The organism is Flagellimonas aurea, from assembly GCF_017313785.1.
Taxonomy (GTDB): Bacteria; Bacteroidota; Bacteroidia; order Flavobacteriales; family Flavobacteriaceae; genus Flagellimonas; species Flagellimonas aurea.
This window is the reverse complement of record NZ_JAFLNL010000011.1, coordinates 1-13,001: the sequence shown is the minus strand read 5'-3', so window position 1 is coordinate 13,001 and position 13,001 is coordinate 1. Positions and strand designations below refer to the sequence as shown.

The following is a 13,001-nucleotide window of genomic DNA, read 5'->3' as shown; positions in this document are numbered from 1 at the left end:
TTTTACGCTATTTAGTTTTCTTGAAATTCCTGTAATATTTCGCTGATCGGCATTGCCGCCTTCGTCACCGCAATACGGCCCGAACGCACAAATTGCATAATGCCATACGGCAAAAGGGCGTCGTGCATCTCGTCAATTTCGTGCCTGCGGCCTGTTTTGGCCAAGGCAAAAAACTCGCGGTTCACGGTTACGATCTGTGCATTGCTTTCTTTGATGATATTCTGGATCTGACGCTCATCGAACAACAAGTGCGAAGCAATTTTGAACAATGCAGATTCTTGATAAATGGTTTCATCATCGGTATGATAGTATGCCTTGATAACCTCTATTTGTTTTTCAATTTGACCTACTATCTTGCGTGTCCAATCCTCGGTGGTAAAGACCACAATCGTGAATTTAGAAACACCTTCAATCTCTGATTTTGAAACATTTAAGCTTTCAATGTTGATGTGTCGCTTTAGGAATATTCCAGATATTCTATTGAGCAGTCCCACATGATTTTCGGAATACACCGAGATGGTATACCATTGTTTTCCCATGTTGTTTTTATTTTTTTACTGCAACTATAAGTCCTGTGGACCAGTCCATCTTTGTTATTGTAATATCTTTTCTTTTCTCGATCGTTTTGACCAATTCGTTTGCTTTTTCTTCATGTCCCTCAGGCCAATTGGGCTGCTTCTTCATGTCGTCGATTACATAGTAACCGCCTTTTTTTAACAATGCCAAGGCCGTATCCAAATGACTGTATTTTCCTGGCCACGCATCCGCAAAAATCAAATCGAAGGAATCGCCTTTATATTCTTCAAGCCATTTACCGCCATCGGCGCAAACCAGCTCCAATCTATCTTCGTCCTCAAAAAACAGCTGGGCCACTTCAATAAGTTCGGAATCATTGTCAACACTTGTTATGCCTGAATCTTCGTCCATTCCTTGAACCATCCACGCCAAGGACAAACCGATTCCTGTGCCCAATTCCAAAAAGTTTCCTGAAGGCTTTGATGCTACCAGTGTTTTCAACAAAGTACCGATGTAAATATCGGAAGGCATGGTAAACCCCATTTCTTTGCTCTTCTCAAGCAAATCTTGATATTGCTTGGGCTGTTCTATGATAAAGGATTGGTCCATTATTTCAATCTGATATCGGAAACAGAGGCTCCTGATGGAATCATAGGGAATACATTATCCTCTTTCTCCACTTTCACTTCCAAAAAGTATGGGTCTTTGGACGCTATCATTTCTTGAACGGCCTCTTGAAGGTCGGCTCTTTCGGTCACCCTTCTTGATTTGATATGATATCCTTCGGCAATCTTTACAAAATCAGGATTTGTCATTACGGTTGATGCATATCTCCTGTCAAAGAAAAGTTCTTGCCACTGACGCACCATGCCCAAGTGATCGTTGTTCAATACCACAATTTTCACGGGGACATTGTGTTGGAAAATAACACCCAACTCCTGAATGGTCATCTGATAACCACCATCACCGATAATGGCGACCACTTCGCGATCCATGGCCCCCATTTTGGCACCAATGGCCGCAGGAAGACCAAATCCCATGGTTCCCAGACCTCCTGAAGTAATATTGCTCTTGGATTGTTTGAACTTTGCATAGCGACAGGCAATCATCTGATGTTGTCCCACATCGGAAACCATTACGGCTTTATGACCCGAAGCCACGTTGATCTGTTCAATCACTTCGCCCATGGTCAGTCCTTCTTTGGTCGGGTGAATATCGTTATGAATCAGGGTATCGTATTCAATTTGATACATTTTATCAAACTCGGCCCTCCATTCCTTGTGCTCTTTCTTATCCAGCAATGGAAGTATTTGCGCTAAAGTTTCCTTGGCATTGCCCAAAACGGCAACGTCCACTTTTACGTTTTTGTTGACTTCAGCCTGGTCGATTTCAAAATGAACGATTTTCGCCTGCTTCGCATAGGTCTCCAAGTTTCCTGTTACACGGTCATCAAAGCGCATTCCAATTGCTATAAGCACATCGCATTCGTTCGTCAACATATTGGGTCCGTAGTTCCCATGCATCCCTACCATGCCTACATTCAACGGGTGGTCGGTATCCATGGCGGAAAGACCGAGAATGGTCCAAGCTGCTGGAATTCCCGCTTTTTCCACCAAAGCTTTGAGTTCGGCCTCGGCCTCTCCCAAAATCACACCTTGACCAAATACGATAAAAGGTTTTTTAGCGCTATTGATGAGCTCTGCTGCCTTCTCGATACTGCTTGGATTTGGTTTTGGTACGGGCTTGTAGCTTCGTACGGCCGTGCACTTTTCATATACAAAGTCGAATTCATCAAACTGGGCATTCTTGGTAATATCCACCAAAACGGGACCTGGTCTTCCCGAGCGTGCAATATAAAATGCCTTCGCCATGATTTCTGGAATCTCCTCCACCTTGGTGATTTGGTAGTTCCACTTGGTCACGGGCGTAGAAATACCTACGATATCTGTTTCCTGGAACGCATCGGAACCCAAAAGACTTCTCGTTACCTGACCCGTGATACAAACCATAGGGGTGGAATCTATCTGCGCATCGGCAATCCCGGTCACTAAATTGGTCGCTCCAGGTCCAGAAGTTGCCATGGCAACCCCTACTCTGCCCGTAACCCTGGCGTAACCTTGGGCAGCATGCGTAGCACCTTGCTCGTGACGCGTTAAAATATGGGTAAGTTTATCCTGAAACTTATATAATTCGTCATACACGGGCATAATGGCACCGCCTGGGTAGCCATAGATCAAATCCACTCCTTCTGCGAGCAAACAATGGATTATTGCCTCCGCACCAGTAATCCTGATGGCCTTTTGACTTTTACTATCTTTTTTTTGTGCTTTCAATGTCTCCATAAGCCTGTATTTAGGGAGATACCCCTATCATGATTGTTAAAACAAATCGGTAACACAGCCTTTTGCTGCGGATGATACCGTTTTGGCGTATTTGTACAAGCTCCCTGATTTTATTTTCAATTCAGGTTGCTTCCATTCTTTTCTCCGTTGTTCGAACTCTTCGTCCGAAATATTAATATTGATGGTGTTGTTCACGGCATCTATCGTGATTTCATCGCCGTCTTTTACCAAGGCGATTCCGCCACCAACTTGTGCTTCGGGGGAAACATGGCCCACTACAAATCCGTGGGAACCACCCGAGAACCTTCCATCGGTGATCAAGGCTACATCTTTTCCAAGGCCTGCACCCATAATGGCGGAAGTTGGCTTCAACATTTCGGGCATTCCAGGTGCTCCTTTTGGACCTTCGTATCGGATGACCACCACATCGCCCTTTTGAACTTTTCCTGTATGAATGCCCTCGTTTACGGCAACTTCGCTATCAAAAACACGGGCGGTTCCCGTAAATTCAAGTCCTTCTTTTCCTGTGATTTTTGCCACAGCACCTTCGGAAGCAAGGTTTCCATATAATATACGAATATGTCCCGTTTCCTTAATGGGTTGCTCCTTTTTTCTGATGATGTCTTGACCTTCTTGCAAATCTGGGGCGTCCAATAAGTTTTCGGCCAAAGTTTTTCCCGTAACGGTCATACAATCTCCGTGAAGCATACCTTCCTTCAACATATATTTCAATACCGCAGGAACTCCGCCAACGTTATGCAGGTCTTCCATCAAATACTTTCCGCTAGGTTTTAAATCGGCCAACAAAGGCGTGGATTCACTTATTCTTGTAATGTCTTCCAAAGTAAAATCCACATCAGCCGCATGCGCGATGGCCATAAAGTGAAGCACCGCATTCGTAGATCCCCCGAGCACGGTGACCAATCTAAAGGCATTCTCCAATGCTTTTTTGGTAACGATATCCCTTGGTTTGATGTCCTCTTTCAGCAAATGGTACAATGCTGCACCCGATGCTTCGCAATCTGCTTGTTTTTTATCGTTTACTGCAGGAATTGATGAATTGAACGGCATGGACATTCCCATCGCCTCAATGGCAGATGCCATGGTATTGGCGGTGTACATCCCTCCGCAGGCTCCAGCTCCTGGACACGCTTTGTGGATTACTTCCTTGTATTCATTCTCGTCTATGGCCCCAGCCACTTTTTGTCCGTAAGCTTCAAAAGCTGAGATGATATCCAATTTTTTATTGTTATGACAGCCTGGTGCAATGGTCCCACCGTATACCAAAATGGATGGGCGGTTCAATCGCAATTGGGCCATAAGGGCACCTGGCATGTTCTTGTCGCACCCTACCACGGTTACCAATCCGTCATAGCTCATGGCATGGATAACGGTTTCAATGGAATCTGCAATAATGTCACGCGAAGGCAGCGAATAACGCATACCTGGGGTACCGTTGGAAATTCCATCACTTACCCCGATGGTGTTGAAAATAAGGCCGACCAAATTGGAAGACTCCACTCCTTTTTTCACTTCGAGAGCCAAATCATTGAGGTGCATGTTGCAAGGGTTTCCCTCGTACCCTGTACTCGCTATTCCGATTAGGGGTTTTTGTAAATCTTCATCCGTTAGTCCAATCGCATGCAACATGGCCTGGGCGGCAGGCAAGGTTGGGTCTTGTGTTACTTTTTTGCTAAACTTGTTCAATTCCATTATCAAATTTCATTCAAATACAGTATTCTTCTGAATTTATACCGTAATTCAAAGATAAATGTTTAAAAAGCCCTAGATTTTTAACAGTTGTTCGCTGTTTAAATCCACTGGAAACATAATAAACATAAATAACTGTATTTCAGTTTTTTAGATTGATTAAAATTCCAATATTCAATTAATTTTATTGTAATAAAAAAGGCCTGTATCGTGTGGGATACAGGCCTTTTTAAGTCAATAACAAGTCTGTATCAGCCCATTTCTGGAATAATCACGACCTCGACAATGACTTGTTTATTTCTTTTCATAGGTCAATGGTACGAAAAAATATTTTGAATTTAGAATCAAGAATTAGAATATGTTTCTCAGACCAGTTTAAACTTCAACTCATCCCCATACTTTTTCTGTGCAAGCACCGATATGGATTCCTCGCTCAATTGAAGTATACGGGGATACCCTCCTGTGGTCTGGCCATCTTTCATTAAAATGATCATGCGGCCTGCCGGTGTCAGCTGTACAGTTCCGGGCAAGGTTCCCGAGGTGAGCATGGAATGGGAGTGTCCGGTAATCAGCTCGGAGAGTTGGTAGGCCATTCGGTTGTTTTCCTTGGAAACTGTGTAAGGTTTTGCGAAAATCTCCATGAGCTGACCATCGGATAGCAACGAAAATTCTGGGCCCTTGTACACTTTCAATGTGTTTTTCTCAAAATGCTCCTCTATTTTGATTTCGGATATTTTTGGCTCGTAGGACAAGGTTTCCTTATACGGTATTTCATCACCATCCTTGAGTCGGGCAGACTTGGTGACCGGGAAAAAAAGGGAATGGCTATCGAGCACTTTTTTGGACTGAAAACCGCCTTTTATGGCCAAATACCCGCGGAACCCGGTTTCCAATCGACCGTAGGATAGAATATCGCCCTTTTCCACTTTTAGCACCGTGTAGTTATCAATGGGTTGATTGTTCAAGGTAGCAACGATATGTGCCCCTGACAAACAGATGTACGAAGTGGTATCGAACAACAGCGTGGGACCGGTCATGGTAATTTCGATGACCGCGGCATTTTCATCATTCTCCAAAAGCATATTTGCCTTTTTCACGGACTCCACATCCATGGCCCCTGATATTGGAACCCCGATATCGCGATGTCCGAACCTGCCAAGGTCCTGAATCGTTGAATAAAGGCCCGGTTTTAAAACTTTAAGCATTCAGCACAACTTTTTCCGGTTCGTAAATACCTACTTCGCCCTCAATTTTATGTAGTTTGTATTCTGCTTTCGATATGCTTTCAAACTGTATCTTGTCCCCCACCTTAACAAAACAAGGGTCCTTTTTGGTAGGATCGAACAAATTGATCGGGCAATTGCCAATAATATTCCATCCGCCCGGGGAATCCTGTGGATAAATGCCCGTTTGTTTACTGGCCAACCCTACCGAACCTTTCTGCACCTTTAACCTGGGTTCGGCCCTTCTGGGAATCTCCAAGGATGTTGGGAGTCCGCCCAAATACATAAAGCCGGGCAAAAATCCGATGCCGTACACCACATATTGGTGCGATGTGTGCTGCTCAATAAGTTCTTTGACCGACAAACCTAATGTTTTGGAGGCCTCTTCAATGTCCATTCCGAATTCGAGGTCATAGCACACGGGTAATGTCCATAAATGTTGTATGCGCTCTGTTTTGGATTTGGCCTGTTTTTCGTGGCACTCCAGAATCATGTTTTTGGTCTCCTCAAAGTCGATATGGTCTTGGTTATAGACCATGGTCAAGGAATTATAGGCCACGGACATTTCCCAACCTGGAATTTCCAGTTCTTTGAAAGCGTCCATAAAATCGAGGATGTCCGCTAAAATGGATTCACTCACCTTTTCGGGCCATTCTACTAAAACAGCTCGTTCTCCGAAAGGCTTAATGCTGATGGGGTAACTTTTCACTTTTGTATCTGCACCTGGTTTTGGGGTAATGCTTTTGAAAGATACATTAATATTTTTAATGCAGAAACCGTATCGCCATGTATGCAAAGGGTGTCCGCCTGAATATTTAAGGATTGGCCTTGCACCGAAACCACTTCTCCCTTTTTGATGATGGGCAATATGTGTTCTAAAACGGTTGCAGGTTCTTCAATCAAAGCATTCTCTTCTTTTCTGGAAACGAGGGATAGGTCGGAATTGTAATTTCGGTCCGCAAAGGCTTCAAACCAGATTTTAAATCCACGCTCTTCTGCCATTTCCGCAATTACCGACTTGAACGGAACATAGAGCACGGCTTGATTCTTATACTTTTCAACAGCATCCAAATATACCTTTGCCAAATCTCCATCTTTCGCAGTTTGATTGTACAGCGCACCATGCGCTTTGATGTGATGCAGGCTGACTTCCGTCTTTTTCAATACTTCATCAAAAATCGACAATTGCTGCCTAATGCTTTGTATTAAATCTTGGTTGGAAATATCCATCACTTCCCTGCCAAAATTGGCCTTATCCGGATAAGATGGGTGCGAACCTACCTTGATATTGTTTCGCTTGGCGAGTTTGGTCACCTTCAACATGGTTTCCCTATCTCCCGCATGTCCTCCGCAAGCTATATTGCAAGAACTTATAAAAGGGAAAATATCGGCCTCATTGCCCACACCCTCACCTACATCACAATTAATATCAATAGTGAATTTATGCATCTAAAACAGTCCGATTACTTTAAAAATACTTTTTGCGCCCAAAAATATCGTGAACAGCACAATGGCCACACCAAATGCATTCTGGACCAGTGAATTTTTGTTTTCGCCCATTACGGATTTCTTGTTTACCACCCATAAAAGCAACAAGGCCATTACCGGGAGCAAAATGCCATTGGCGACTTGGGCAAACTGGATTACCTCGATGGGTTTAATATCAAAGGAAAGAAATAGGACGCCGCACAATAGCACAATGGTCCATACCATTTTAAACTTTTTGTTCTGCATGCCCCCTTCCCATCCAAAACAACTACTGGCCACATAGGCTGCGGCCAAAGGAGCCGTAATGGCCGATGTGATGCCTGCTGCCAAAAGTCCGATGGCCATGAACAAGAACGCCATTTTTCCAAAAAGGGGCTCCAAGGCCTTGGCCATGTCCAATGCATTGTTAATTTCTGATATCGGTGCTGCCGAAGCTGTGATCAGTATGGCCATGGATACCAACCCCCCCAATCCAATCGAAACAATGGTGTCCCAGTTCACTGCTTTTAAATCGGTTTTGGAATTCCATTTTTCTTTGACCAATGAAGCATGCAAGAAAAGGTTATAGGGCACCACCGTAGTTCCCACCAGCGCAACGACCGTAAGCAATCCGTTTTCCGGTAACCTTGGAATGAACATTCCTTTGAATATTTCAGAAATCGATGGTTGAACCAAAACGGCACAAATTACAAAACTGGCCCCCATAACACCAACAAGTCCAACGAATATCTTTTCCAAAATCTTGTAGCTACTGAACCATAGCAAAAGAAATATGATGCTTCCGATAATGGTCGGCAAAAAGGATCTTAACTGCGGTTGGGGCAACAATTGTTCAAGCCCCAAAGTTGCACCTCCAATATTACCGGCTTCGTAGGCTGCGTTACCCACTAAAATAGCGCCCAAAACAATGGCAATCACAAAATTTTTGACCCACCGGGTCTTAAGTTCCGTCCTAACGACATCCACAAGACCGCTTTGGGTCACCAGGCCAATTCTGCCCGCCATACCCTGCAATATGATGGTAGCCAATACGGATACAAGCAAGGCCCACAGCAGGGCGTATCCAAAGTTTGTTCCCGCCAAGGTACACATCGTAATGGTTCCAGGGCCCACGAATGCTGCAGCTACCAACACTCCGGGACCTATTTTATTGAACATGAGCACTATATTTAAAATGATGAATTTAAAAGATATCTTAACAAAAAATGCATTTCATCCAAAAAAATGCAATTCGTCTAAAAGTGAGGTGCCGTACGTCGAATTTTTATACTATTTCAAAAATCTCAAAGTTATAATAATCCCAAATCATACTTTGACATAAACTTGACTAAAACTAATGAGATGTAAGGATTGCGGCAAAGACATTAGCCCCCAACAGTTTAAGGCCTCAAAAGAAGCTTTAGGTGTAGCGCTTTGCGAACGACATACACGACTTATCAAAAAGGTAATTCTAGACAATGATACCCCAATTGATGCGGTCCATTTATTTTATGCCCTAAAAGATGCCGGTGTTCACCCCATGTTGGAATGGTGGGATGGTAAAAAATCCGTGGATATTGCCATTTCCAGGGTCAAATTAAATATTGAAATCGACAGGAATTACAATATGATAACTCATGAGCAGGCCATAAACGACCTAGAAGATGCGATGCATTCCTTTAAAAACGGTTTTACCACCGTTAGGATTCCTCATCTTGCGGTCAAATATTATTTGGACGAGACCGTAGAAAATATTTTAGGTATCATATCCGGACTTAAGGCAAATATCAAGGCGATTTAATTTGAAAAGTGCATGTTGCTCTTTTTTTCCACAGTCTTGTATTCAAGGATATTGATGACAATGGCGTATTCGCCGATGTTCTCTAGATCATTGATGTAATTTTTTCCTCTATTTTCGAAGTAATCGGCATCTCCCTGATTCAGTTTGATCATGTCGATTTTACCATTTCCATAACGCGTGATCACAAGGCCTCCGGTGGTGCACACCCATCCATAATTGGTATTGTGCCTTCTAAAATCAAGCCTTTCGCCGGGTAAAAGTCTGAGGTCCCAAAGTTTAACGCTCTCGTTCTCGAATACCAATTTGTCCGTTAACGACTCTTTGATTTTTTGATGTAGCAACTCATCAATCTTCTCCTGCTCCCATGGGTCAAAATTGCCCGCTGGGTTCAACTCCACACATTGCATTCCTGTACTTTCTTTTAAAAACGGCGCAAATATAGATTTTAAAATACTTAAAAACAGTAGATTAAGTAATGTTTAACGTAATCCGTGAACATTCGTTCAATTAAATCGATTTAATTGACAATTTGGTCAATAACAGCAGATTAAATTATTTTTTTCTTATCGATTGCTTGGCGATTTTTATCTAATTTGGAGGCATCAACCATAACCGACCATGAAAAAAATTCTCCTTGCCATTCTGGCCATCATTGTGATTCTTATCGCCGTATTGACGATCAACACCTTTTCCCTTACATCAAAACAAGTTGCTTCGGAACCTTTGGAAGCAATGGATTTCCCCGAGGGTGCATTTCAAAATCTATCAAAAGCCATCCAGTTCAGAACCATCTCCTTTAGTGAGGATGCCATTCCCGATTCCACAGCGTTCAACGGCTTTCATCAGTTCTTAAAAGAAACCTATCCACTCCTGCACCAGAACCTTGTTTTGGAGAAAATAAACGATTATAGCCTGCTCTATAAATGGGAAGGTTCCGACCCGTCACAAAAACCTATTGTATTGCTTTCACATCAAGATGTGGTTCCCGTGGACCAACCGACCCTGTCCGAATGGGAGGCGGGACCGTTCGAAGGGGCTATCACGGACACGCACATTATCGGTAGGGGTACTCTGGATGACAAAAGCTCCTTGATGGCCCTTATGGAATCCGTAGAAATGTTGCTGAAAGAATCCTTTGTGCCAAAGCAAACCATTTATCTGGCTTTTGGACATGATGAGGAACTTGGAGGTGGAAACGGCGCAAAGGCCATCGCAGCATACCTTAAAAATAAAGGGGTACATGCGGCCATGACCTTGGACGAAGGTGGGTTTTTAGCAGAGAATATGGTTCCCGATTTTGACAAGACCGTCGCTATGGTCAATTTGGCGGAAAAAGGCTATGCTTCATTTCAACTTATTGTAAAAACCAGCGGAGGCCATAGTTCGGCACCGCCGGAAAACAACACCCTTGGCATGTTGGCCCAGGCCATTGTTGACCTAGAGAACAATCAGCGTCCCTATAAACTGGTAAAGCCCATCGATTATCAATTCGAATATATGGGCGCCGAAATGCCCTTTTTCAAAAAAATGGCATTTGCCAATCCATGGCTTTTCAAAGGCCCTGTCCTAAAGGCTTTGAACGCACATACCACTACGGCGCCCACCATAATCGAAGGCGGGGTCAAGGACAATGTGATTCCCACGGTTGGAAAAGCCACTATTAATTTTAGGATATTGCCCGGTGAGACCATTGAATCTGTTAAGGAACATATCAAAAAAACTGTTGGGGATGGAATCGAGGTTGAACTGAACGGCTTTGCCACAAACCCTTCCCCTGTTTCCGGAATAGATTCCGATGCCTTCAAAAACCTTGAAAAAACCATACGCTCCGTGTTTCCCGAAGCCGTTGTGGTACCGGGTTTGATAGGTGGCGGTACGGATGCCAGATATTTTTATGATGTATCGGATGATGTGTACAGGTTCTACCCTATTCGAATAGGTCCGAACAGTATGACAAGATTCCATGGAATCGATGAAAAAATCGCGAAAGATAACTATAAGGAAATGATTGTTTTTACCTACAACTTGATCAAAAGGTTCGATTAAAATCAAATTTACATATGAAAAACATTGGAATCGTTATTACTTTGATGCTTGCACTAAGCGTTGCAATTGCTAATGCGGGTAACCCTAAAAACGATACAAACGGTAAAATTGAAACTCCAAATGATTCGTTAAGACTAGCGGAACTAAATAACTTTTGGGCCGAGGTTTCGAGAACTGTAAATGAGGGGGACTTTGAAGGCTATAAAGCTACCTACCATGAAGATGCGGTTGTTGTTTTTACAACTGGTGAAAACAAAGCATCTATACCTATTGCAAAGGCGCTACTAAATTGGAAGCAAGGCTTCATAGACACCCAGACAGGAAAAACACAGAATAGTGTGGAATTCCGTTTTTCACAGCGAATAGGTGACGAAACTACCGCACATGAAACGGGAATTTTTGCTTACCAATCCAACAATGGGACTGGTAACGCCAATCAAAAACAATTCGTTCATTTTGATGCCTTGCTCGTAAAACGCGATAAAGCTTGGTTGTTGGTAATGGAATATCAAAAATCCAAAGCAACTGAAGAAGAGTGGAACTTATTGAAATAACCTTGCAATCCTTACTAAAAAAACAACATACGTTTTAAGATAAGATTGTACAACAAACTTCGGAATACCATACCATGGCACATGTACGTTTGTGAAGCAGAAAAACTATTTGAAGTGGTTAATAAAGTAAAGTACCTTTTATCACCCTAACCAGCCTTCTCTGTCCAGACTCCGGTACTGAATGGCTTCCGATATATGGTTTTCCACTACGCCTTCAACACCCTCTAAATCTGCAATGGTACGAGCCACCTTCAAGATTCTGTCGTAAGCCCTGGCCGACAAATTCAGTCGTTGCATCGCTTCTTTCAAGAGATTTTTAGAGGATTCGTTTAGTTTACAGAACTCCCTGATATGCTTTGTTCCCATTTGGGCATTGTAATGGATACCTTCCACACTTTCGAATCTTTTGGTCTGCAGGTCACGTGCCGCCTCAACTCTTTTCCTGATTGCTACACTGCTTTCCCCTTTTCGTTCCTCCGACAATTTATCAAAAGGGACCGGGGTCACTTCAATGTGGATATCGATCCTGTCCAACAATGGTCCTGATATTTTTCCCAAATACCGTTGCATTTCAGCTGGTGACGAAGTGACCGGCGCATCAGGGTCGTTAAAATAGCCTCCTGGGCTAGGGTTCATACTGGCCACTAGCATAAAACTGCTGGGGTATGTTACCGTAAACTGGGCCCTAGCTATGGTAACCTCCCTATCCTCGATGGGTTGCCGCATAACTTCGAGCACACGGCGTTCAAACTCGGGCAGTTCGTCCAAGAACAGGACACCGTTATGTGCCAACGAAATCTCGCCTGGCTGTGGATAACTTCCTCCTCCTACCAAAGCAGCGCTAGTTATTCTATTAAATGTGGTACTCTAAAAAATCCAAATCCTTTCCTTTATTAAAATGGCATATCACTAATTTTAATCCAATAAAGGAATAAAATATGACAACCTAGCTGGCACCAAACAAGAAACACTCTGTATTGAAAATGTAATTAGCAAATCTTAAGAAGATCCGCTCTGTATTCCTAAATCGAGACAAATAAGACATAACCATACTTTTAAATACTAGATATGCCATAAATATTTTTTCTCTTTACTAGAAACAACTGAAAATTTGAATCTAGTAATCGTTTTGAATGTGCAAGTATCAAAAGTGAATTTAATAGTATGAGTTATTTACTATATTTCAAAGACATCTTAATCTTAAATCAATTTTTATTAATAGAACTCATTTAAACTTTTTTGGTTTGAATTTTTTCAAGGCCATTACCATGAACGATAGATAGTTGAAGCCTTTCCAGCTCTCAATGGTCGTATCGAACCTGTTGAGCAGTGACCTGAAACT

The 13,001-nt window shown here is 42.9% G+C and carries 12 protein-coding genes and 2 pseudogenes; 3 read left to right on the top strand and 11 right to left on the bottom strand.

Going from position 1 to position 13,001, the window contains the following annotated elements:
• Positions 1-11 precede the first annotated feature (11 nt).
• From ilvN to J0656_RS16480, 8 genes are all read right to left on the bottom strand, one after another.
• A complete protein-coding gene (ilvN, locus tag J0656_RS16515) occupies positions 12-539 on the bottom strand; it encodes an acetolactate synthase small subunit (RefSeq protein WP_207035898.1) in 528 nt (175 codons plus the stop codon).
• A gap of 7 nt (positions 540-546) precedes the next feature.
• On the bottom strand, positions 547-1,125 hold the full coding sequence (locus J0656_RS16510) for an O-methyltransferase (protein ID WP_207035896.1): 579 nt from the start codon (positions 1,123-1,125) through the stop codon (positions 547-549).
• Complete coding sequence (ilvB, locus tag J0656_RS16505; RefSeq protein ID WP_207035894.1) at positions 1,125-2,858, bottom strand: biosynthetic-type acetolactate synthase large subunit; 1,734 nt, start codon at positions 2,856-2,858, stop codon at positions 1,125-1,127. Before ilvB ends, J0656_RS16510 begins: the two co-directional genes overlap by 1 nt.
• A 36-nt stretch (positions 2,859-2,894) precedes the next feature.
• Complete coding sequence (gene ilvD, locus J0656_RS16500; protein ID WP_207035892.1) at positions 2,895-4,571, bottom strand: dihydroxy-acid dehydratase; 1,677 nt, start codon at positions 4,569-4,571, stop codon at positions 2,895-2,897.
• A gap of 362 nt (positions 4,572-4,933) precedes the next feature.
• A complete protein-coding gene (locus tag J0656_RS16495; protein ID WP_207035891.1) occupies positions 4,934-5,773 on the bottom strand; it encodes a 5-oxoprolinase subunit C family protein in 840 nt (279 codons plus the stop codon).
• Positions 5,766-6,500, bottom strand: coding sequence for a 5-oxoprolinase subunit PxpB (gene pxpB, locus J0656_RS16490; RefSeq protein ID WP_207035888.1), 735 nt, complete (start codon positions 6,498-6,500; stop codon positions 5,766-5,768). The genes J0656_RS16495 and pxpB overlap by 8 nt, the downstream gene beginning before the upstream one ends.
• Entirely contained in the window at positions 6,497-7,240 is a 744-nt protein-coding gene (gene pxpA / locus J0656_RS16485) for a 5-oxoprolinase subunit PxpA (protein WP_207035886.1), read from the bottom strand. Before pxpA ends, pxpB begins: the two co-directional genes overlap by 4 nt.
• Positions 7,241-8,437, bottom strand: a complete 1,197-nt coding sequence (locus J0656_RS16480; protein ID WP_207035883.1) for an Nramp family divalent metal transporter — start codon at positions 8,435-8,437, stop codon at positions 7,241-7,243. It lies immediately after the preceding gene.
• Positions 8,438-8,615: 178 nt separating this feature from the next.
• Between J0656_RS16480 and J0656_RS16475 the strand changes: the two genes are divergently transcribed.
• Positions 8,616-9,059, top strand: a complete 444-nt coding sequence (locus J0656_RS16475; protein ID WP_207035880.1) for a hypothetical protein — start codon at positions 8,616-8,618, stop codon at positions 9,057-9,059.
• On the opposite strand, the gene J0656_RS16470 is transcribed toward J0656_RS16475, so the two are convergent.
• Positions 9,056-9,466 (bottom strand): hypothetical protein, encoded by a 411-nt coding sequence (locus tag J0656_RS16470; protein ID WP_207035878.1) that lies wholly within the window; start codon positions 9,464-9,466, stop codon positions 9,056-9,058. The two genes, J0656_RS16475 and J0656_RS16470, sit on opposite strands and share 4 nt — an antisense overlap.
• Positions 9,467-9,677: 211 nt before the next feature.
• Between J0656_RS16470 and J0656_RS16465 the strand changes: the two genes are divergently transcribed.
• Positions 9,678-11,105 carry a M20 family peptidase gene (locus tag J0656_RS16465; protein ID WP_207035876.1) on the top strand — a complete coding sequence of 476 codons (1,428 nt, stop codon included), beginning with the start codon at positions 9,678-9,680 and terminating at the stop codon, positions 11,103-11,105.
• A gap of 14 nt (positions 11,106-11,119) precedes the next feature.
• The gene (locus J0656_RS16460) at positions 11,120-11,659 is read left to right on the top strand and encodes a hypothetical protein (protein WP_207035874.1); all 540 of its coding nucleotides are present in this window, start codon (positions 11,120-11,122) and stop codon (positions 11,657-11,659) included.
• 141 nt (positions 11,660-11,800) lie between these two features.
• Here the strand turns inward: J0656_RS16460 and J0656_RS16455 are convergent.
• Both J0656_RS16455 and J0656_RS20235 read right to left on the bottom strand, forming a co-directional pair.
• Positions 11,801-12,531 (bottom strand): annotated as a pseudogene (locus J0656_RS16455) (YifB family Mg chelatase-like AAA ATPase); the annotation flags it as partial.
• Between the two features lie 353 nt (positions 12,532-12,884).
• Positions 12,885-13,001 (bottom strand): annotated as a pseudogene (locus J0656_RS20235) (IS5 family transposase); the annotation flags it as partial.